Source organism: Nostoc sp. C96 (assembly GCF_059384975.1).
In genome coordinates this window covers 3705092-3728507 of record NZ_CM182020.1, presented here as the reverse complement: position 1 = coordinate 3728507, position 23416 = coordinate 3705092, and the positions used below count along the sequence as shown (strand labels likewise).

Sequence of the window (23416 nt, the reverse complement as noted above, 5' to 3'; positions counted from 1 at the left end):
GAAACCAGACTATCTATTCACTTTGGTATTAATAATTATTGCTAACATAATACACCCAAAATATTAATGAAATTATCTTTACTTTGTTTATTGCCAAGTATTAGCCTAATTTGTTGTTTGACTGTAACATCTCATGTCAAAGCCAACACTATCACTAACCAGAAATCTCAACAAATAGCTGGTCAAGAACTAGCTTTTAAGAAACAAGTTTTATCTAATTTAGGCTCAGTTGGTCGCGTACAACAAGCATATTTTTTAGAAAATGGAGTTTTCGCAACTCAAATTCAACAGTTAGGATTAGATGCAAATTTTGAAAATAGTATTCCCGGTTATAGATGGCAGATATTTACTGATAGAAAAGCTAAGAAAGTTGTCATGACTGTATTAGCACCGCAGCAAAATAGCTCTCGAACTTATATTAATTTTGTTGCTTTAAGCACAACGGATACAAATGACAAAATCACAATGTCTACTCTGTGCGAAAGTGAGCAAAATAAGTTAGTTATTCCTAAACTACCAACTAAAATTTTAAAGAATCAAGGTATTGAATGTCCATCTGGCTTTAGAAACTTGGAATTGAGTGAACATGAAAATAAAATCTCCGAGCAGTTAGAAAATGAAAAACAGCAGAGAGTATTGGTTAGTATTATAAACTCTCTACAGCAGAAATATTATGAACGCAATCAAGTGTTTACAGATGATATAGAGAAGCTTTTTGGATTTTCTATAAGTAAAGTCGAATCATTTTCTGAGTTAAAATTAAAATTATTACCAATCAAAAATATCCGAAATGGGATTATTATTATAGCTCCGTTTCCTAGTCAAAAACAAAAAAGTTATATTGGGATAGTTAAACCTAATAAATCTAGCACTATACAGCGCAAGTCAATCATTTGTGAAATTTCCGAACAGGAAACTCTAGATTTAGAAAATTTAAATAATCTACCTATCAATGATTTACTCATTTGTCCTCAAGATTCTCTCCAGATAAGTCTTATTCCAGAGGAAACTACATTTATAAATCAAGAAATTGAAAAACTTACAAAGTATCAGGCTGAAATTCTAGAAATTGATCAACCTCAAAAAACACAGGTTTTACAAGTTGCAGATAAACTAGCGAAAGAAGGTAAATATTTGCAATCTCTACAAAAGTATTATTTAGCATTAGGAGTTTTAGGAATTACTGAATACGATATTTTCGCAGTACTTAGTGCAGAAAGTGGGTTTAATCCAATTGTAGATACATTTTTTCAGAAAATTAATCCTGTGCTAGAAGCTGCAAAACCTTCGTTATTAGAACAAAGACAGGAAATCAATTCGGAAATGTATAGTTTCTTTGACAAGTTTTCCGCCGTCAAGAACAGCACAGCACAAAAAATTCAGGAATTAGCAGCTTTACAGTTAGGCTTCAATGTTTTAACTATGCCTAACCAAGATTTAAAAATACCCGAAAATAAAAATGAGGAATTCTCGGAAGTTGCGGAATTATTACGAGAGCAGTTTAATGATAAATCACCGCAATTTAATAATAAATTACCCAACAATTTACGCAGTTATGTGAATAAAAATAAAACTGCGATCGCCAGCATTCGTAACTTACTATTGAGTGAGGAAATACCTCGCTGGGGGTTGGATTATAAATCGATTAAGGAGGGAGATTTTAATGCTCCTAGTCCGAGCTATTTAAGTATTGTCAATTTACATCGTTTGTTGGTAATTGACATTTTAGATAAGCAGCAGCAAGGGAAGAATCAAGAGATGCTGAAATCTTTAGAGGCATCTTGGAGACTCAGTACATCATTCCAGGATGAACCATCTTTAATTGGTCAACTTGTGAATATAATTATCAGGCGATCGCAAATCCGGGTGATGGAGAAAATCGATAATTTACCTGTAGTCTGGCAAAAGCGATTACTGGAAAAAGACTATACAAAAGCTATGATCCAGGCATTGAATACTGAAGCTTTTTTTCAGCTACAAGGCTTAGATAAAATTATCCCGTTAGATAAAGATACACCGTTATCTCAGCTATATCGTAATTGGTATGGAGTGAATACATATAAACTGAATCAAGAATTTTATGCTGAAATAGAACGAAAAAAAGATAATCTTTGTTCAGTTGACTTACAAGCTTTAGAAAAACGGTATTTTTTAGCTAATAGCTCCGTGAAACCAAGTTATGTCAATGAGCTTTTGAAAGCACATCATCTGATGTTAGAGTCAGAAATGTTGCAAAAAGTTTTACAGATAAAAGCAGCTATTCACCACGATAAAGCCTTACCAAATTCCCTCTCTCAAATGTCATCAAATGTTTGTTTGGGTAATCAATGGGTCTATAAATCTTCATCTGATGGTAAATGGTTGATTTATCTTAATCAACAACCCATTTGGCAATCTCAAATTCAGCGATCGCCACTAACTTACACAGGAAAACTTTAAAACCCCTTACCCTCCCAGTTAACTCCCAAATCATTTCCTAGTCAGTTGAGTTAGAAACCAAAGCATTTTGGGAATACTAAAATATGGGTATAAAAGGCGACTAGTTTATGAGTTTAATTGAATTGCCAGCCAATGTTACTGATTCATCGCAGCCGATAGCTAGTGGTTGTTCTAATACAAATGGTAGTAGTTTTGTCGCCACAGGATGCGGTGGTATACCGCAAAATCCCCGTGAAGATGTGAGGAGTTACGCAATTATGCACTTGGTCTGATGCACGTGACAGGACATCTCTGCATTTTTGCAAATCAGCAATGTGAATACTCAAGCACCCCCATCTCCCTGTAATGCTGATTTGTCGATTTAATGTACTCCAGAAATTTCTCAGGCTGCAAATTTTCCTCTACCAACTTTGAACCCATTAGTCACTAACGTATGAATCTCCAAATTAAAAAACGTCGTTGGCTATATATCAGTCTGAGTCTTTTGAGTTTGTATTTGGCAGTTACTATTACACCTGCTCAAGCATCTATACAAGCACCAACAAATTCTCCTTATAGCCTCAATGTCAATATATCCGCTACGGAATCTACAAATTGGCTAGAACAAGGACGACAGCTTTACCATTCAGGGAACTTTACAGAAGCGGTGAACGCGTGGCAGAAGGCAGTACAAAATTACCATAGCCAAGGCGATCGCCGGAACGAAGCTTTAAGTTTAAGTTACCTATCGTTGGCACAACAAGAACTCAACCAATGGGAAGTCGCCCAACAATCTATCGAACAAAGTGTAAAAATTTTGCAAACTTCTCAACCCTCTATAGATGCAATTATCTGGGCGCAAATACTGAATACTCAAGCAAATTTACAACTACGTACTGGCAAAGCGGAAACTGCCCTAGATATTTGGCGACAAGCTCAAAAATATTATGAGCAAGCAGGGGATAAGATGGGCAGCTTAGGCAGTCAAATCAACCAAGCACAAGCCTTACAAAGTTTGGGATTTTACCGTCGTTCAAAACAGCAATTAGAGGCGTTAGGGCAGAAGTTAGTCGCAATGCCAGATTCCGAAATTAAAGTTAGTGGGTTGCGATCGCTGGGTTTAGCTTTACACGCCATTGGCGATCGCAACACTCAGCCAGTATTAGAACAAAGTTTAGCCACAGCCCAGCAAATTGCCGCTAAAACTCAATTAAGTTCTATTCTTGCCAGTCTGGGGAAAGTTGCTTCTGATTTGCAAGACCCAGAAGCCGCCCTAAATTACTTTGAAGATGCCGAAACCACAGCTACAAATCCTAATGAAGCTTTACAAGCGCGTTTAGCTCGATTCAAATTATTAGTAGATTACGACAAACTGGAATATGCAATTCCCCTGGCACCACAATTACGACAACAGTTGTCAGAACTGCCGCCCAGTCATAGTTCCTTGGGTGCAGCAATTAATTTTGTCGCCACATTGAATCGCTTAAAAAACCCAGAGCAAGTTTTACCCAGTCAAGATTTGGCACAACTGATGGCCAGCACTGTTCAGTCTGCCCAAAAAATTCAGGATAGTAGCGCTCAATCTTATGCGCTGTATGAGTGGGCGCAACTCTACAGTCGCCAAAAACAGTGGTCTCAGGCACAGGAACTAGCCGAGAAATCTCTGAATATTGCCCGTGAAATTCAAGCAGATGATTTGATTTCTCAATCAGCATGGCAGGTTGGCAAGTTATATAAACAACAAGGTAATCACCCTCAAGCAATTACAGCGTATACCGAAGCAGTGAAGTCATTAAAGGCATTGCGCGGGGATATGGTGGCGGTGAATCCTGATGTGCAATTTTCCTTCCGGGAAAGTGTTGAGCCTGTCTATCGAGAACTAGTGAGTTTACTGCTAGATGACCAACCTAGCCAGACAGCATTAACTCAAGCACGAGAATTGATTGAATCACTACAAGTTGCTGAACTGGATAACTTTTTCCGGGAAGCTTGTTTGGATAAAGCCCAGCAAATTGATAAAGTTGACCCGACAGCAACAGTTGTTTATCCGATTATTTTAAGCGATCGCTTAGGCGTAATTTTCTCTCAAGCCGGAAAACCACTACGTTACTACGCCACTCACAAATCTCAAGCGGAAATTGATCAAACTCTAGAGAAGTTCCTGGTTGCTCTCAACCCAGTTTCCGACTCAACCGTTCGGGAGCAATTATCCCGACAGATTTATGATTGGTTGATTCGTCCAGCAGAAGCAGATCAAGCCTTCAAAGATACTAAGACATTGGTATTTGTGTTAGATGGGCGATTGCGGAACATTCCTATGGCAGCCTTATATGACGGTAATCAATATCTGATTGAGAAGTATGCTGTGGCACTTTCACCAGGATTGCAACTGATGGCGGCTCGGTCACTCCAGCAAAATCACATTGATGCGATTGTCGGTGGGATTAGTGAATCTCGTGCTGGTTTTAGTGCTTTACCAGCAGTGGAATCAGAAGTGAAGCAAATCGCCCAAAAAGTGCCATCTTCAGCCTTACTCAACCAGCAATTCACCAGTCAAGCCCTCGCCGATCAGATCAAATCTAATAAGGCTAATGTTGTCCATCTAGCAACCCACGGACAATTTAGTTCTCGTCTCGAAGATACTTTCCTACTTACGTGGGATGGACAAGTGAATGTGAAAGAATTGTCCGAACTCCTGAAAAATCGTAGTGGAAACTCATCAAAGGCGATCGAATTATTAGTACTAAGTGCCTGTGATACTGCTAGTGGAGATGATCGTGCTGCTCTGGGATTAGCAGGTTTAGCAGTGAAATCCGGCGCTCGTTCCACTATTGCCACACTTTGGCCAGTTAAAGATAAAGCCGCCCAAATGCTCATGACTCGTTTCTATGACCAACTACGGCAGCCCAAAATCACAAAAGCTGAAGCACTACGACAGGCACAAATTAACCTAATTCGCCAAACTGATTTCCGCGATCCGTTCTTTTGGTCTGCCTTTGTTTTGGTAGGAAACTGGTCTTGATTACGTACTATTACTGTGAAATTTCGGATGAAACAAAACACTTATTTTATGGATTTTTCATCCAAATTCGGATATAAATGCTAGTAACCTTCCCTACTTTAACTAGTGTTTAGAAGCTTTTCAGGAGTTGTCTGTACAGTGGTTATTCATGTATTTTCTATCACTGCTTAATGAGATGAGGTCAAACATAATGAAACATCGACATCTAACTACATTGAGCATCATTGCTCTGATTGTTAGCAGTACATGTGCTAGTGCATCTGCCATAACATTTACTCCACCGGTTAAAAATTCTGCACCCAAACAAGCAACTGGAGGTGCTTCTCGCGGCAGTATCTTTACCCCAAATAAAAGTAATAGTGCGCCTAGACAAGCAACTGGAGGTGCTTCTCGCGGCAATGTCTTTACTCCAAATAAAAGTAATAGTGCGCCTAGACAAGCAACCGGAGGCGCATCCCGTGGCAATCTCTTTACTCCCAAAAAAGATAACAGCGCTCCTCAACAGGCATCTGGAGGCGCATCCCGTGGCAATCTTTTTACCCCTAAAAAAGATAACAGCGCTCCTCAACAGGCATCTGGAGGAGCTTCCCGTCTTGGTACTTACTACTTGAATCCTTCGACTGTAGCAGCGACTGGGCCGGCAGCGCTCATCGCCCTTCTACCAGAAAGCTTCTATGGCACAACGATTTCCGGACACCCTACAATTTTGGTCTACCTTCCTCCTTCTAATGCAGAAGAAGCCGTGTTTAGCCTCAAAAATGAAACTGGTAATACACAGTATCAAATGACCATTCCGGTTGTGGGGAAAGCTGGAGTAATAGCAGTCAAATTACCAGCGGATGCACCTGCTTTAGAGGTGGGGAAAAACTATCAATGGTTCTTGGCGCTGAAAGTGGATGGCACACTTAGCCCAAGTACACCTTACGTTGATGGTTGGATTGAGCGTATCCAGCCTACTGCTGAACTGGCAACAGCAATGCAGCAGGAAGATGCTCTGAAGCGAGCAACTGCTTTAGGTAAAAATGGTGTGTGGTATGACTGTGTAGCCACAATGGCTGGGCTGCATACTACCCAACCTAAAAATGTCACCGTGATTAAGCAATGGCAAGAACTTCTGTCCTCCGTTAGCTTAAAGGATATTGCAACAGTTCCCTTAGTAGCATCTACTAATTAGGGACTAGGGACTGGGGACTAATAACTAAGAAGACCCCAATCCCCATTACCTAATCTCAGACAAGTATTTAGTGGAGTCATGGCTGACGAATGCGAATCAATGTTATAAGCCTCTGGCGAAATTATGTGGCGTAAATTCCAAGGTTTCATCCAACGCTCTCGCAGTGTTTTAATTATTACTCCCAGTGTCGCTCTCACAGTTATTGTTGGGCAGTCATTGGGACTTTTTAATTTGCCGGAGTGGAAACTTCGTGATGAATGGATGCGACAGCGTGCGTGCGAAGCACGCGCCCTAATTGGGTGTTCGCAAAATATCATCGCTGACGAAATTGTTATTGTGACAATTGATGAACGCGATATCCAATCAGTTGGTAAATGGCCCATTCCAGATTTATCACTAGCACAATTACTAGAAAAGATCCGAGCGCAACAACCCCGCGCCATAGGCTTGGATATCTATCGAGATTTACCCGAAGGTAAAGGACATGAACAACTTGTCCAAATCTTTCGTAACACTCCCAATTTAATTGGCGTGGAGAAAATTACTGGGGAGCGTGTTAATCCGCCACCTGAATTGCAAAAACTGGATCAAGTAGGATTAGCCGATTTGGTGTTAGATGGCGATCGCCATGTGCGTCGTGCCTTACTTACCTCGACTGATGCCAAACAAGAGGGAAAAGTTAAAGCGGGACTGGCAACTCTTGTCGCCCTCAAGTACCTGGAAGTTGACAAAATCTCCTTAGAATCCGTTGACGAAAAGCAACAGAAGTTTCGTTTGAATAAGCAAATCTATCTACCACTCCAAAATCAAGAGGCGGGTTATTCTGATGCTGATGTTGGTGGCTATCAAATTTTGCTCAACTGGTATGGTTCAGAAGCGGCATTTCGCACAGTGGCTATGCGAGATGTGTTAGCAGGCAAAATTCCGGCAAAGATGATGCGCGATCGCATGGTATTTATTGGGTCAACAGCTGCTAGTACCAATGACTTTTTTAGCACACCTTTCAGTTCTTCTTTGATTTCTGCCCAAAAACCTACACCAGGTGTGATTATTCATGCCAATATTGCCCATCAAATAGTCCAAGGCGCAAAAACCGGCAAAGCCAACCTCCACGGTGTTTCTGGAATTACAGCGTCATTTTGGATTATTGTGTGGTCTTTGATCGGTTCTGGTGGTAGTTGGTTTTTAGCGAGTGTGCGTACCCAGCGCCAGATTCCAGGAGGGAAAATTCTGTGGGCAACTGTAGGTATCAGTGGTGCTTTGATGGGTGGTGGCTACGGGATGTTTCTGCACGGTATTCTAATTCCAGTAACTCCAGGGTTAGCAGCATTCATTAGTAGCGTCATTGCCACTACTAATGCCTATAAACAACAGAAATTAGAAGAAGCGAATCGACAATTAGAAATTGCCAACTCTCAACTCCTAGATTATTCCAAAACTCTCGAATTCAAAGTTGAAGAGCGAACTCATGAACTGCTGGAGGCCAAACAGGCTGCTGATGCTGCTAACGAGGCCAAGAGCGAGTTTCTCGCCAATATGAGTCATGAGTTACGCACACCGTTAAATGGCATTCTGGGTTTTGCCCAAGTACTAGAACTATCGCCAAACTTGACTGAGAAAAATCGAGAGGGAGTCAGCATTATTTATCAATGCGGTATCCACCTACTGACGCTGATCAATGACATTCTAGATCTCTCGAAAATTGAAGCTCGTAAATTAGAATTAGTCACAACTAACGTACATTTACCCACTTTTTTACATAGTGTAACTGAGATTTGTAGTATTCGAGCCGAACAAAAAGGAATTGGATTTCATATTTTAATGGACAATTCCTTAGCAGTTGTGATTCAAGTAGATGAAAAGCGGCTAAGGCAAGTTTTGATCAACTTACTGGGCAACGCTATCAAATTTACAGACACTGGTAGCGTCACATTTAAAGTAGATGTGATTGAGCAAGAGTCTTCTCAAGTGAGCAATGAGACTAAAGAAATAAGTTATCAGAAGATTCGCTTCCAGATTGAAGATACAGGTATTGGGATGTCACCAGACCAATTAGAGAAAATCTTTTTGGCCTTTGAGCAAGTAGGTGAAGCTGGACGGAAATCTGAAGGTACAGGTTTGGGATTAGCCATCAGTCAAAGAATTGCCACATTAATGGGTAGCCAAATTCAAGTACAGAGTAGCTTGGGAGAAGGTAGTCTATTTTGGTTGGATTTAACACTACCAGTACCAGCGTCTCATGACTGGAATACGGGAACTATTGCCGCCAGCGATCAGAAAATCATAGGGATTCGGGGTCGTACGCCCAAAATTTTGATTGTCGATGATGATCACAACCACCTTTCTCTGTTGAGTAGTCTGCTACAAAAAATTGGCTGTCGAACTTTAGAAGCAATCGACGGCAAACAAGGGTTACAAGTAGCAACTGAGTATCAGCCAGATATGATTGTGCTTGATTTAGCGATGCCAAACATGGATGGTTTTGAGCTAATGGTGCAATTACAAGAAAATCCCCACACTCGTTTGATTCCGATTATTGTTTCTAGTGCTAGAGTGTTCGAGGAAAATCAGCAACGAAGTTTAGAGGCTGGCGCAACAGCATTCTTACCCAAACCTTTGCAAGTTGATGAACTATTAAATGCAGTGCGATCGCTCCTCAAAGTGGACTGGATCTATGCCCCATCTCCATCTCAGCAGTTACCTGCCAAGAATGAGCCAATAGAGCAGAATAGTGAATTGACTTTGCCATCTCAGGAGATTTTGCAACAACTATATCATCTAGCAATGATGGGGGATATTCCCGCGATCGAGGCAATGATCACAGAGTTAATTAAACAAGATAGTCAGTTCACTCCTTTTGCGACTACCTTGGGTAAACTTACTGCCAATTTCCAAACCACAAAAATCCGTAAGTTCCTGAAAAAATTTGTCACCACGGAGTCACATCAATGATCACTGAAGCTCTTTTGAAACCAATGCACATATTATTGGTGGACGATAATCCGAATAATCTGAAGGTGCTATCTGAAGCGATTAAGGGATGTGGTTGGAAAGCACTGATGGCGACGGATGGCGAGTCAGCGATTGAACAAACAGAATACGCTCATCCCGATTTAATTCTCCTTGATGTAATGATGCCAGGTCTTGATGGATTTGAAACTTGTCGCAGGCTGAAAGCTAATGATATCACTCAGAGTATTCCTGTCATTTTTATGACTGCCTTGTCTGATGCTACAGACAAAGTGAAAGGACTGGAAATTGGCGCAGTTGACTACATTACCAAACCTTTTCAACAAGAAGAAGTCATTGCTCGACTCAAGTTACATCTAAAAATCTCCCATCTGACGCGCACATTGGAACAGCGGGTGCAAGAACGTACCGCGGAATTAACCCATTCTATACAACAGTTACAACAAACCCAATTGCAATTAATCCAGAGTGAGAAAATGTCTACTCTGGGACAGCTTGTTGCGGGTATAGGTCATGAAATTAATAACCCAATTGGTTTTATTAGTGGCAATTGCGCTTATATTGAGCAATATGTGAAGGATCTTTTTCGTTTGGTGAATCTGCAACAGCACAAGCTACCAGATCCAGATCCCGAACTGGAAGAACTGATGGAAGAAATTGACTTAGAGTATTTAGTTGAGGATTTACCAAAACTTCTCTTATCAATGCACCAGGGAATTGATCGTCTCAAAGACATCAGCTTATCTTTGAGAACCTTTGCTCGTGCCGATATTTCATCTAAGATCAAGTTTCAGATTCATGAAGGACTTGATAGTACCATCATGCTATTAAAGCATCGCCTTAAAGACCAAGGCGATCGCCCTAAAATCGAAGTTGTTACGCAATACAGTGAGTTACCCCCAATTACTTGCTATCCCGGACAACTGAATCAAGTGTTTATGAATATTATTGCTAATGCTATTGATGCCTTTGATGACCTGCATCAAAACGCCTCAAAACAGAAGATAGCCCCTTGTCAATACACAATCACAATTACTACATCGGTTGATGAGCAGCAACAAACAGTGACAATTTGTATCGAAGATAATGCTTTAGGTATGCCGCCGGAAGTGCAAGCTAGAATTTTTGAGCCATCTTTTACAACTAAACCTGTGGGTAAGGGAACTGGTCTAGGATTAGCGATTAGCTACCAAATCATTGTCGATAAACATCATGGACACATCCGCTGCTCGTCAATTTCTGGTCAGGGAACGAAGTTTGTGATTACTCTACCAATTTAGCTTTGCACTCTTGGCTAGGAATCATAGCAACTATTGCTATCATATTTTTTTAGACTATTTAGTAGCCATTAAATCAAGCCAAGCCACTAGCTTTTCGTGGTACTGTTTAGGTCTGATACCAATTCACCAAATGATTGAGACAAATAGATTGACACAACCCAGGCGCAGAAAGCAATTCCCAATCCAAAATCTAAAATGGAATGAAGCCAGTTTTTTGAGTTGGTAATTAATCTCGACAATCTGTCTTAGTTCATCCTCAAAATTGGTGTAGACAATGCGCTGTTCTTGAGGTTCAATAAATTTTCCTAAATCCCATAGTTGACGATGTGTTTGCGTAGGTCAACTCTGAATATTGATCAGGACTTACGCATAGGTAACGGAGAAATGAGAGTTTGAGAGGTGTTTTGCGTAAATCCTATTGATGCTAAATGACTCAACTTGGATGTGTGCAATCAAGTTCAGTTGCGCTTTCATGAGATATTGAAAAAGTATCAAGCTCAATGAAATGTAAATAAATTTAGGTTAAAGCCAGCAGCTGGATTTGAACCTGCGACCTTCCGATTACAAGTCGGATGCACTACCACTGTGCTATGCTGGCATTATTAAGCTCACCGATTTCTGATTATAGCATAAGCAAAATATTTGTCTAGAGGAAGCTGCGAAAAAAATTAGCTTGGATCTTCGAGACTGGAAGGTTAGTCCCTAAACCTAAATAATTACATCTTGCAGCAGTGGTTTTATTTCAATTAAAGTCAGATAGGCAATGGTGAAAATGCGCTTCTTATCTGATTTTTGCGTTGCGGAGATTGCCCACCCTACAGTTATTGAGAATCGAGACAAAAAAATCCTTGAGTTGCCGATAAAGTTGATAAATTAATATTCATAGCAAAAGCTAACTAAAAATCCTGGGCTGGACGCAAAAAGATTGAATACAGTGGCAAACTGTATTTTTTTTGACACGGCTAGGTAAAGAAACAGCAATGGATGAAGGAGGCAAGAGGCAGAAGGCAGGAGGCAGCAGGTTTTGTGCAGAAGGGGATTCTGAACCCTCCTGAACAATAGCTACTGAACTTTCGTTCAGTGGAGGTCTTAAACCCTTCCTCCTGCCTCCTGCCCCCTAACTCCTGCCTTCAAAGATAATTGTTCTTTACAAATCAAAAATATGGCAGTGTTAATCGGACGAGATGTATTAAGTCTGGCGGACTTCAGTCCAACGGAACTTCAAGAAATTCTGGAATTGGCTGGTAAGCTTAAATCTCAACAGCTAAAGTTGCGGTGTAATAGGGTGTTGGGTTTGCTGTTTTCTAAAGCTTCCACTCGCACGCGTGTGAGTTTTACTGTGGCGATGTATCAACTGGGTGGACAGGTAATCGATTTGCATCCTAATGTTACCCAAGTGAGTCGCGGCGAACCAATTCAAGATACAGCACGGGTACTAGATCGATATTTGGATATTTTGGCTATTCGGACTTTTGCCCAGCAGGATTTAGAAATTTTCGCTAATTATGCCAAAATTCCTGTAATTAATGCGCTGACTGATGCGGAACATCCTTGTCAGATATTGGCTGATTTATTGACGATTCAAGAATGTTTTGGGAAGTTGGCTGGTTTAACTTTGACTTATGTTGGTGATGGCAATAATGTGGCGAATTCTTTGATGCTGGGTTGCGCTTTGACGGGGATGAATGTCAGGGTTGCTACTCCCCAAGGATTTGAACCAGATGCCAAAATTGTAGAACAAGCAAGGGCGATCGCGGGTGGTAAAACTGAAGTTATGCTGACTCATGACCCGGAATTAGCCGCTAAGGATGCTTCTGTACTTTACACTGATGTTTGGGCAAGTATGGGTCAAGAACAAGAAGCTGATGACCGAATGCCAATTTTTCAACCTTATCAAATTTCAGAACAACTGCTGAGTTTGGCTGATCAAGATGCAATTGTTTTACATTGTTTACCAGCCCATCGCGGCGAAGAAATTACTGAAGAAGTAATTGAAGGTTCTCAGTCACGAGTTTGGGATCAGGCCGAAAATCGTCTTCACGCACAAAAAGCTTTGCTGGCTAGTATTTTGGGGGCTGAGTGAACAGTAACAGTTAAAAAGATAAAAGGCAAAAGAATTAAACTTTTTCTTTCTTTTGCCTTTTATTTTTTTCTTTCACCTTGTTATCTGGATTTTTTTGTAGTACTAATGTTCTAGGGACATTTGTATTTACTTGCAACAATTATTATGGAAAGACTAACAGAAGCGCAACAAGAATTATATGAATGGTTGGCAGAATATATCCGAACGCACCAACATTCTCCTTCAATTCGGCAAATGATGCAAGGGATGAATTTGAAGTCGCCAGCACCTATTCAAAGTCGCTTAGAACATTTACGAAATAAAGGCTACATTGAATGGACTGAAGGTAAAGCCCGCACAATCAGGGTTTTGCATCCAGTTAAACAAGGTGTACCTATTTTAGGTAATATTGCGGCTGGTGGTTTAATTGAGCCTTACACGGAGGCTGTAGATTATTTAGATTTTGGCAACTTTTCTTTACCGCCACAAACCTATGCTTTGCGGGTGACAGGCGACAGTATGATAGAAGATTTAATTGCTGATGGCGATGTGGTATTTTTACGGCCAGTCTTAGAACCAGATCAGTTAAAAAATGGCACAATTGTTGCAGCAAGGGTGGATGGTTACGGTAATACATTAAAACGTTTTTACCGCAATGGCGATCGCGTCACTCTCCAACCTGCTAACCAAAAGTATAGCCCCATTGAAGTTTTAGCTATGCAGGTACAGGTTCAAGGTTCTCTTGTTGGCGTTTGGCGTGGATATAACTGAAGGTAAAAGTCAAAAGTCAAAAGGCAAAAGAAAAAATTTTTACTTTTAACTTTTGACTTTGTATTAGGGTTCATCACCAACTTTGTTTTTGATTTTTTATGTACCTAACGCAAAATTCGGTGCAGCAAATACCTGCTTTCCGGCTAAGAATACCTTTTGCTAGGGAAGATAAGGGTAAGTACCATCACCAAGCACTACCAGGATGTCCGAGGATACCGTCATCTCTGCAATTGCGCCAGTATCAGCATCAAGCTGTCACTAATTGGTTTGCTAACAACGGTAGAGGTACGCTAAAAATGGCGACTGGTAGTGGTAAGACTATCACTGCACTGGCGATCGCTTGTGAATTGTACCAGCAAATTAACTTACAAGTGCTGTTGGTGGTGTGTCCCTATCGCCATCTTGTTACTCAATGGGCGCGAGAATGCGAAAAGTTTAATTTACAACCGATATTAGCCTTTGAGAATGTCCGCAGTTGGCAAAGTCAACTTTCTACTCAACTTTACAATTTGCGTTCTGGTTCTCAAGGCTTTATCACCATCATTACTACTAACTCGACATTAATTGGTGAAGGTTTCCAATCGCAACTCAAGTATTTACCGCCGAAAACGTTAATTATTGGTGATGAAGCCCATAATTTAGGCGCACCAAAATTAGAAGAAAGCTTACCTCGACGGGTTGGGTTGCGATTAGCTTTATCTGCTACGCCTGAAAGATATTTTGATGATAGCGGTACGCAATCTTTATTTGATTATTTCGGCCCGGTGCTGCAACCAGAGTTTACATTGCGGGATGCGATCGCTCAAGGAGCTTTGGTACATTATTTGTATTATCCAATTTTGGTGGAATTAACGGAAACAGAAAGTATTGCCTATTTAAAGTTAACTAAAAAAATCGGACGTTCTCTACTATATCGAGAACGCAAAACTGAAAATTCACCCAATTTTGAAGACAATGAAGATTTAAAACCTTTATTAATGCAACGGGCGAGATTAATTGGTGCAGCCGCAAATAAATTATCCGCCTTACGGCAATTAATGGCAACACGCCGCGACACTACTCATACACTTTTTTATTGTAGTGATGGTTCGTTGGAAATGGGACGTTCATCTCTACAACAACTCAAAGCCGTTGTGAAAATTTTGGGAGGAGATTTAGGTTATAAAGTTAGTACCTACACAGCCCAAACGCCGTTAGCCGAGAGAGAAGTTTTACGTCGTCAATTTGAAAATGGTGAGTTACAAGGTTTAGTCGCCATTCGCTGTTTAGATGAGGGGGTTGATATTCCCGCCATTAAAACTGCGGTGATTTTATCGAGTTCTGGAAATCCTCGTCAATTTATTCAACGCCGAGGCAGAGTTTTACGTCCCCATCCGAGTAAGGAACGTGCGACTATCTACGACATGATTGTTTTACCACCAGATTTAGAGAGGGAAACCATAGAAGTTGAACGCAACTTATTAAGAAAAGAATTGCGACGGTTTATAGAATTTGCTGATTTAGCCGATAATGCTGGTGAAGCTAGGATGAAGCTATTAGATTTACAAAAACGTTACAGTTTATTAGATATTTGATAGCCTATTGATAATCTGAATACTTATAAGGCAACTGCTGGTGATGAAATAAAACTTCTATTTTTGTATTAAAAATCAACATTATAAAAAATCTATTAACTTGCGTATATAATAGTCAACATTAAAATCAAAAATTAATCTGTCCAGAAAGTAAAATTAGCTTTATGGCTAAAAAATGGTCATATTTGAGCTTAATTATTACTAATTGGGCTTTTGAGATAACTTTAATATAAATTACTGAAAAGTTGAACAATGGAGCTACTGTTTGATGAACTTCGGCAAGCCAATCAACAGTTGCAGCAGGAGAAGAAAGATGCTGCGTCGAAAAGCGGAGGAATCACTTTGTCAAATCCAGACAGAGTTAGAATTACGCGTAACAGAACGCACGGCTGAACTAGTTGAGGCAAATCGGCGCTTGCAACAAGAAATTGAGCAACGCAAACAAGTCGAAGCAACACTCCAGCAGCGTGAAGGTCAGTGGCAAGCTCTATTTGATCATACTCTTGATGCGATCGCCATTGTAGATGATGAAGGCAGGTATGTAGAAGTCAACAAAGCCGCCTGTAATTTGTTTGGTCTATCTAGAGAGGAACTTTTGCGTTCTCAGATTGCAGATTTTACAAAACCAGGCTTTGATTTTGCCCAGGTTTGGCAGCAGTTCACCGAACAAGGTCAGATGCAGGGAGAATTTTCTATACATCGTCCCGATGGAGAGATTCGAGAAACAGAATTTGCGGCGGTTGCTAACTTTATCCCACATCGTCATCTTTCAATTTTGCGCGATATTAGCGAACGCAAACAAACGCAAAAAGCTTTGCAGGAAAGGGAGGAACGGTTACAACTTGCTCTCCGGGCTGGTAGCATTGGCATTTGGGATTGGAACTTCCAAACCAATAAAGTTGTGTGGTCGGAGCATCTGTTCTCTCTATTTGGTCTGACCCCCGATACATTTGATGTTAGCTATGAAAATTTTTTAAAGATTGTCCATCCCGATGACCGCGAATTTTTACAGCAGTCAGTTATTCGAGCTATTCACGAGCAAGTACCTTACGACATCCAATTCCGAGTGATTCTTCCGGATGGTACAATTCGCTGGTCAGATTGTAAGGGGAAGATTTTCTACGATGATCATGGTCAGCCAGTGCGAATGATTGGGGTGAATATAGATATCACCCATCGCCAACAATTTGAAGAAGATCTCCAAGCAAGTGAAGAACGCTTCCGCGCCCTAAGTACTTCAGCCCCCGTCGCAATTTGTCATGTAGATGTTAACAGCAACGGTTTATATTCCAATCCTCGCTGGCAAGAATTATCGGGACTAAGCGCTGAGGAAAGTTTAGGCAAAGGTTGGGTACAAGCAATTCATCCCGAAGACAGGGAAGCTTTATTCGCAGCTTGGGAAAGTTATTTACGTGGCGAACAAGAGTTTTTAGAGGAATACCGACTTGTTACTGCCCAAGGAAAAATTCATTGGGTTGTTGGTCGTATTGCACCCATAAGAGGAGCTACAGGTGAAATTGTCGGTTATGTCAGTGTTAAGGAAGATATCACCAAGCGCAAACAAGCAGAACAGAAAATTCGTGAACAAGCAGCTTTAATTGATATCGCTAGTGATGCCATTTTTGTCTGCGATTTAGAAAACCACATTCTGTTCTGGAACCAAGGGGCTGAATGCTTGTACGGTTGGACAGCCCAGGAAAGCTTTGGTAAAAAAGCTCATGAACTGTTTGACAGAAAATCATTATCGCAACTCGAAGCAAGTCTAAAAGCTACTATCGAACAAGGATCTTGGCAAGGTGAGTTAGAGCAAATTACCAAAATAGGGAAAGAAATTATTGTTGCTAGTCGTTGGACATTAGTCTGCGATGAATCAGCAAAACCTCAATCCATCCTAGTAGTCAACACCGACATCACTGAGAAAAAACAACTAGAGCAGCAATTCTACCGCGCTCAACGCTTGGAGAGTGTAGGAACTCTCGCCAGTGGCATTGCTCACGACCTGAACAATGTCTTTACGCCCATGATGATGATTGCTCAATTGCTGCCTTCAAGATGCAAAAATGTTGATGCGCGGACTCAACAAATGTTCCAAACACTAGAAACCAACTCTAAACGTGGCTCTGATTTAGTTAAACAAATTCTCACCTTTGCCCGTGGTACAGAAGGTCAACATATCCTTTTACAACCTGGACATTTGCTCAAAGAATTGGTCAAAGTCATCAAACAGACATTTCCTAAGTCTATTGAAATCGTGACTGAGATTCCCACAGATACACTATGGATGGTAAAAGCCAATCCTACTCAATTAGACCAGGTGTTCATGAATTTGGTAGTCAATGCCCGTGATGCAATGCCTGATGGTGGTAAGCTGACCATCACTGCCGAAAATCGTATGATTGACGAAACATACTCCCGAATGCGCCTAGAGGCTCACGTAGGAGGCTATATCGTTGTTACTATCTCAGATACAGGGACGGGAATTTCGCCAGAGTTATTAGAACGCATATTTGATCCCTTTTTCACGACTAAAGAAGTCGGTAAAGGTACAGGCTTAGGTCTGTCAACAGTGTTAGGGATCGTCAAGAACCACGGCGGTTTTGTGGAAGTCTCAAGTCAGGTAGGTAAACAGACAAAATTTCAAGTGTTCTTACCCAGAGGAGAAGGTATAGCAATCGAAGCGATGGTACAGACAGATTTGCCTAAAGGTAATGGTGAGTTCATTTTAGTTGTAGATGATGAAGCAGTGGTTCAACAAACCACACAGGCAGCCTTAGCAGATTATAACTACAAAACCCTAGTAGCTAATGATGGCCTTGAAGCGATCGCTCTCTATGTGGAACATCAGCAAGAAATCAGCGCTGTGTTGCTAGATATGGTTATGCCCAACATGGACGGATTTACTGCCATCCGTACCCTAAAAACCCTCAATCGCAACGTCAAGATTGTTGCCAGCAGTGGTTTACCTGCTAGTGAGCAAAAGGCCATTGCGGCTGGTGCAGATAAATTTCTGCCTAAGCCTTACACAGCCACAGATTTATTAACTACTTTATTGGATGGGAGCTAAAAATATTAATATTAGCTGTATGTTTGCTATAGAAAAAGTTGCTAAATATTCAATTACAAAAAATTATAAATAGCAATTATATCAGCAATTAAATTAAAAGCACAGTTTTTTTGTCAAAAAATATTGAAATTTATTATTCCTAATTGACAGAGTTTAGGAATATTAGTAACAGTGGCTTTACCGATGTAAAAACAACAATTGAGGCGAGTACAATGTAGAAAAACGCTAATAAAAAAACGAAGATGTCGCTAGAGCAAAATATCGATGATGTGCAAGAGCCAATTACTAGCGCCTCGCCGGAAGTGCGGCAAATTATTGAGCGAATCTGGAATCTAGAAAAAAGCAGGCTGGATAAAAAAAGTAATAGCCCCATCAACGATGATATTTTGGCAATTGTCAAGGAAACCGTACAATGAAGCTCACTTCCATTAAACTGTGTAACTTCCGCTCTTTTTATGGCAGAACACCAGAGATAGTTTTGGCTGGTGGTGATATTCTCAACACCACAATTATTCATGGTAATAATGGAGCCGGAAAAACCAGTTTACTGAATGCTTTTACCTGGGTATTATATGAGAAGTTTAGTGCTGCTTTTGCTTCAACAGAACAGTTGGTAAATAAAAGAGCGATCGCGGAAGCCAAAACTGGGCAATCGATAGAATGTTGGGTAGAAGTAAACTGGGAGCATGAGGGTAAACGCTACAATGCCAAACGTCAGTGTCGGATTTATAAAGACAAAACTGACTTCGACTTACTCAAAACAGAATTATTAATGCAAGTTGCTGGGGATGATGGTAGATGGTATTTTCCCCTCCAGAAACCAGAAGAAATCATCGGGCAGATTTTACCAGCAAGTTTACATCAATACTTCTTCTTTGATGGGGAACGCATTGAAGAAATAGTTCGTTCTGACAAAAAAGCGGAAATAGCTGAAGCTATCAAGATTTTCTTGGGGGTAGAGGTAATTAACCGTTCTATCAAACATCTCGGTGAAGCCAAAAAAAGTTTAGAGAATGAACTAAAAGCCATTGGTGACTCGGAAATTAAACAACTTTTAAAACAGCAAGAAAAGTTGGAACAAGAAGTTGCTCAGATTAACACTAGACAAACAGAGATTAAGCAAGAATTAGAACATCAACAAAGCCTTAAAAAAGAGACAGGTAATCGTTTACAGGAACTGAGCGCAGCTAAAGAACTGCAAGAAAGACGGCAAGAATTAGAAAACCAAAAAACATCTCATCAAGAAAGTCTCCGTCAAACTAGAGACACACTCAAAAAAATTATTTCAGCACGCGGGTATACAATTCTATTATCAGAGACTACAACACAATTTCGAACAATTATCCATAATTTGAAAGCAAGCGGTGAATTAACGTCTGGAATTTCGCGGGAATTTATTAACGAATTACTCCAAAGTAACCGTTGTATTTGTGGTGCTGAATTAAACGCAGGTAGTCATAACCATACAAATGTAAGTAATTGGTTAGAAAGAGCAGGTTCTTCAGTGGTGGAAGAAACTGCAATTCGCATGAGCGCACAAGTAGACGAAATCGACAAGCAAGCTGTAACATTTTGGGAAGAAGTAGACAGAGAACAAGCCAGAATTAATCAGTTACGTCAAAATATTTCGCAAATTGAAACTGAATTAGATAGCATTCATGAACGCTTACGTAAAGATGCTAACGAAGAAATTAGTAGTTTGCAAAAACGCTTAGATGAAATTGAAAGTAAAATTGATGAATTGAATCGAGAACAAGGTGCAAATCAACAGCGAATTTCCCATTTAAAAACTGAGATTGATGCTTTAAACAAACAAATAGCCAAGCAGAAACTGAATGAAGAAAAACAATTATTGGCACAAAGACGCATCAACGTCACTCAAGATGCAATTGAACGCTTAACTGAAGTTAAAAATCGGCAGGAAAAACAGTTTCGTTGGCAATTAGAAAAGCGATTACAAGAGATATTTACATTAATATCATTTGCACCATATTTACCTAAAATCAGCGATAAATATGAACTCACCTTAGTAGAAAATACAGCCAGAGTAGAATCACTTGTTGCTGCATCTACAGGAGAGAACCAAATTCTCAGTTTGTCTTTTATCGCCAGTATTATTGATAAAGTCCGCGAATGGAGTGAAAAGCGCAAAGTTTTAACTGTACCGAATAGCAGCACTTTTCCCATTGTGATGGATTCTCCTTTTGGGAGTTTAGATGAAAGTTATCGTCGCCGCATTGCTCAAACATTACCTGAGTTAGCAAATCAGTTAATTATTTTAGTGACGAAAACTCAATGGCGTGGAGAAGTAGAGCAAGAAATGGCGAATAGAATTGGTAGGGAATATGTACTGACTTATTATTCTTCCAAGCCTGATTGTGAGCAAGATTATATTGAGTTGGGTGAGGAAAGATATCCGCTAGTGAAGCAAAGTCCGAATGAGTTTGAATATACTGAGATGATGGTAGTTGAGCGTAATTGGTAGTATGAATTTGTTTCACGCAGAGACGCAGAGGCGCAGAGAGTGAGAGTTTGAGAGATGAAACAAAGTCAGCTGTCGCTACATTACCATTCATTTGTGTGTATCTGCTCAAACTCGGCTGCAATTACCTGTTGCAATTCTCTAGCTTCTGCATCGCTCAAAATTTCAGCAAATTTGGCTAAAGGATGTTCTTGTTGCGGTGTCACATCATTGTCTGGTAACTGACGTAGAAAATTAGTAATCACATCAGCAAGGGATAGTTTTTGTTGCTGCGCCCAACGTTCTGCTTTTTGGAGCAAAGCTTCATCAATATCTAATGTAATTTTGCTGGTCATGACTGTATTTGGTCTGAGACTTTCTGATTTTAGCCTGTACACCTCTTCAACATGATGGCGAGGTAAACTGGTGGAATTGACTGATGTGAACCTTGTCCTATGCCGGATTTTTTATTGGAAGTTGGTACAGAAGAACTACCTGCGAATTTTCTCAGTGATGCTATCGTACAATGGCGATCGCGCATTCCCCAAACTCTCGCAGCCAATAGTCTCAGCAGTGAAGCTATAGAAGTTTACGGTACTCCCCGACGCTTGGCGGTGCTTATCAAAGGTCTACCACAGCAACAGCCAGACCGGGAAGAAGAAATCAAAGGCCCTCCCGCCCAAGCTGCGTTTAAAGATGGTCAAGCAACACCCGCAGCGGTAGGCTTTGCGAAAAAGCAAGGTGTGGAACTCGACGCGCTACAAATTCGCCCTACAGACAAAGGCGATTTTGTTTTTGTCAATAAAAAAACTCCTGGTCGCCCCGTAGCTGATATTTTGACCGAACTGGTTCCCCAATGGATTTTTAATTTAGAAGGTAAGCGGTTGATGCGCTGGGGTGACGGCGATGTGAAGTTTTCTCGCCCGGTGCGGTGGCTGGTGGCTTTGTTGAATGAGCTAATATTGCCGATAGAATTGGTTAATGGTTCCGATAAAGTTACAAGCGATCGCATTTCTCATGGTCATCGTGTATTACATCCCAAACCTATAACTATTAATCAAGCAACTGATTACGTTGATACTCTCCGTTCTGGCTATGTAGTAGTTGATGATCATGAACGCTCAACTACAATTCAAAAAGAAGTTTATGCAGCCGTTAATCATCTCAATGGTTCCACAGAAATCTATCCTGACTTATTAAAAGAAGTAACTAATTTGGTAGAATGGCCTTCGCCAGTGGTTGGTAAATTCGACTCAGATTTTTTGAATTTACCCACAGAAGTAATTACGACTGTAATGGTGAGCCATCAAAGATATTTCCCTGTGTTTCAAACAGAAAATCACAAGGAATTACTACCCAATTTTATCACTGTTTCTAATGGCGACCCAGCAAAATCAGATATCATTGCTAAAGGTAATGAACGAGTAATTCGCGCCCGATTAGCAGATGGACAGTTTTTCTATAATGCCGATATAGCTAAACCTTTAGAAAGCTTTTTACCGCAATTAGAAAAGGTAACTTTCCAAGAAGATTTAGGTTCACTGCGTGCCAAGGTAAATCGCATTGTTAATATTGCCGAGCAAATTGCTACACAACTTGGTTTATCGACAACAGATAGCCAAAATATTCAAAGGGCGGCTTTATTATGTAAAGCAGATTTAGTCAGTCAAATGGTGTATGAATTCCCAGAATTGCAAGGCATTATGGGACAAAAATATGCTTTAGCTAGTGGCGAACCAGAAGCGGTGGCGACGGCAATTTTTGAACATTATTTACCACGGGGAGCCGATGATATTTTACCGGAAACGTTAACAGGACGAGTTGTCGGTTTAGCTGATAGATTAGATACCTTAGTTAGTATTTTTGGCTTGGGGTTAATTCCTACAGGTTCATCTGACCCCTTTGCTTTACGTCGGGCTGCTAATGCGATTGTAAATATTACTTGGGCTGCAAATTTAGGAATTAATTTAGATAATTTATTGCAGCAAACAGCAGCTAACTTTGCCCAAGAATATAGCAAAGAACCAGGGCAATTAGTTACAACCTTGCAAGACTTTTTCCTGCAAAGAATTAGGACATTACTGCAAGAAGAGAAAGAAATTGATTACGATTTGGTCAATGCTGTTTTGGGAGAAAATGACCCAGAATATACAGAAAGAGCATTGCAAGATTTATTAGATGTCCGCGATCGCGCCTTATATCTGCAACAAATCCGCAACGATGGTACTCTCGATAAAATCTACGAAACCGTCAACCGTTCTACCCGCCTCGCCGCCCAAGGTGATTTGGATACCAAACAGCTAGAACCAGCAGGTTTAATTAATCCTGAACTATTCCAAAAGTCATCAGAAAAAGCGTTTTATGATGCCATTGTGGAATTAGTCCCCCAAACCCAAACCGCCCAACAGTCACGTAATTATCAACTGTTAGTTGCAGCGTTAGAAAAAATTGCTCCTACCGTCAGCAATTTCTTTGATGGTGCGGATAGTGTGTTAGTGATGGATACAAATCCCGAAATTAAGCGCAATCGTTTAAATTTGCTGGGATTACTGCGAAATCACGCGCGGGTGTTATCTGACTTTGGGGCGATCGTTAAAAATTTGTAGCACATATCAACAAA

At 40.5% G+C, this 23416-nt stretch carries 14 protein-coding genes and 1 tRNA gene; 13 read left to right on the top strand and 2 right to left on the bottom strand.

Annotated elements, in window-relative coordinates:
- The first annotated feature begins 66 nt into the window (after positions 1-66).
- The 6 genes from AC504W_RS15905 (at position 67) to AC504W_RS15880 (ending at position 10864) form a co-directional block, all read left to right on the top strand.
- Positions 67-2439, top strand: a complete 2373-nt coding sequence (locus tag AC504W_RS15905; RefSeq protein WP_494873265.1) for a type IV pilin-like G/H family protein — start codon at positions 67-69, stop codon at positions 2437-2439.
- Positions 2440-2546: 107 nt separating this feature from the next.
- Entirely contained in the window at positions 2547-2711 is a 165-nt protein-coding gene (locus AC504W_RS15900) for a hypothetical protein (RefSeq protein ID WP_494878813.1), read from the top strand.
- 161 nt (positions 2712-2872) lie between these two features.
- Entirely contained in the window at positions 2873-5440 is a 2568-nt protein-coding gene (locus AC504W_RS15895; RefSeq protein ID WP_494873264.1) for a CHAT domain-containing protein, read from the top strand.
- A 190-nt stretch (positions 5441-5630) separates the two neighbouring features.
- Positions 5631-6614: a DUF928 domain-containing protein gene (locus tag AC504W_RS15890; protein ID WP_494873263.1), complete on the top strand. Its 984-nt coding sequence runs from the start codon at positions 5631-5633 to the stop codon at positions 6612-6614.
- 123 nt (positions 6615-6737) lie between these two features.
- On the top strand, positions 6738-9566 hold the full coding sequence (locus tag AC504W_RS15885; protein ID WP_494879337.1) for a CHASE2 domain-containing protein: 2829 nt from the start codon (positions 6738-6740) through the stop codon (positions 9564-9566).
- Complete coding sequence (locus AC504W_RS15880) at positions 9563-10864, top strand: hybrid sensor histidine kinase/response regulator (protein WP_494873261.1); 1302 nt, start codon at positions 9563-9565, stop codon at positions 10862-10864. The genes AC504W_RS15885 and AC504W_RS15880 overlap by 4 nt, the downstream gene beginning before the upstream one ends.
- Before the next feature lie 526 nt (positions 10865-11390).
- On the opposite strand, the gene AC504W_RS15875 is transcribed toward AC504W_RS15880, so the two are convergent.
- Positions 11391-11462, bottom strand: a tRNA-Thr gene (locus AC504W_RS15875).
- A gap of 564 nt (positions 11463-12026) precedes the next feature.
- Here AC504W_RS15875 and argF point away from each other — a divergent pair.
- From argF to AC504W_RS15845, 6 genes are all read left to right on the top strand, one after another.
- Complete coding sequence (gene argF, locus AC504W_RS15870) at positions 12027-12947, top strand: ornithine carbamoyltransferase (RefSeq protein WP_494873260.1); 921 nt, start codon at positions 12027-12029, stop codon at positions 12945-12947.
- 144 nt (positions 12948-13091) lie between these two features.
- Complete coding sequence (gene lexA, locus AC504W_RS15865; RefSeq protein ID WP_494873259.1) at positions 13092-13697, top strand: transcriptional repressor LexA; 606 nt, start codon at positions 13092-13094, stop codon at positions 13695-13697.
- 98 nt (positions 13698-13795) lie between these two features.
- On the top strand, positions 13796-15271 hold the full coding sequence (locus AC504W_RS15860) for a DNA phosphorothioation system restriction enzyme (protein ID WP_494873258.1): 1476 nt from the start codon (positions 13796-13798) through the stop codon (positions 15269-15271).
- 313 nt (positions 15272-15584) lie between these two features.
- Positions 15585-18335 (top strand): PAS domain-containing hybrid sensor histidine kinase/response regulator, encoded by a 2751-nt coding sequence (locus AC504W_RS15855; RefSeq protein ID WP_494873257.1) that lies wholly within the window; start codon positions 15585-15587, stop codon positions 18333-18335.
- A 242-nt stretch (positions 18336-18577) separates the two neighbouring features.
- Positions 18578-18751 (top strand): hypothetical protein, encoded by a 174-nt coding sequence (locus AC504W_RS15850; protein ID WP_494873256.1) that lies wholly within the window; start codon positions 18578-18580, stop codon positions 18749-18751.
- The gene (locus AC504W_RS15845) at positions 18748-20820 is read left to right on the top strand and encodes an AAA family ATPase (protein ID WP_494873255.1); all 2073 of its coding nucleotides are present in this window, start codon (positions 18748-18750) and stop codon (positions 20818-20820) included. Before AC504W_RS15850 ends, AC504W_RS15845 begins: the two co-directional genes overlap by 4 nt.
- Before the next feature lie 80 nt (positions 20821-20900).
- On the opposite strand, the gene AC504W_RS15840 is transcribed toward AC504W_RS15845, so the two are convergent.
- The gene (locus AC504W_RS15840) at positions 20901-21152 is read right to left on the bottom strand and encodes a DUF6364 family protein (protein WP_494873254.1); all 252 of its coding nucleotides are present in this window, start codon (positions 21150-21152) and stop codon (positions 20901-20903) included.
- 99 nt (positions 21153-21251) lie between these two features.
- Here AC504W_RS15840 and glyS point away from each other — a divergent pair, with 99 nt between their 5' ends.
- Positions 21252-23402 carry a glycine--tRNA ligase subunit beta gene (gene glyS / locus AC504W_RS15835; RefSeq protein ID WP_494873253.1) on the top strand — a complete coding sequence of 717 codons (2151 nt, stop codon included), beginning with the start codon at positions 21252-21254 and terminating at the stop codon, positions 23400-23402.
- Positions 23403-23416: the final 14 nt, after the last annotated feature.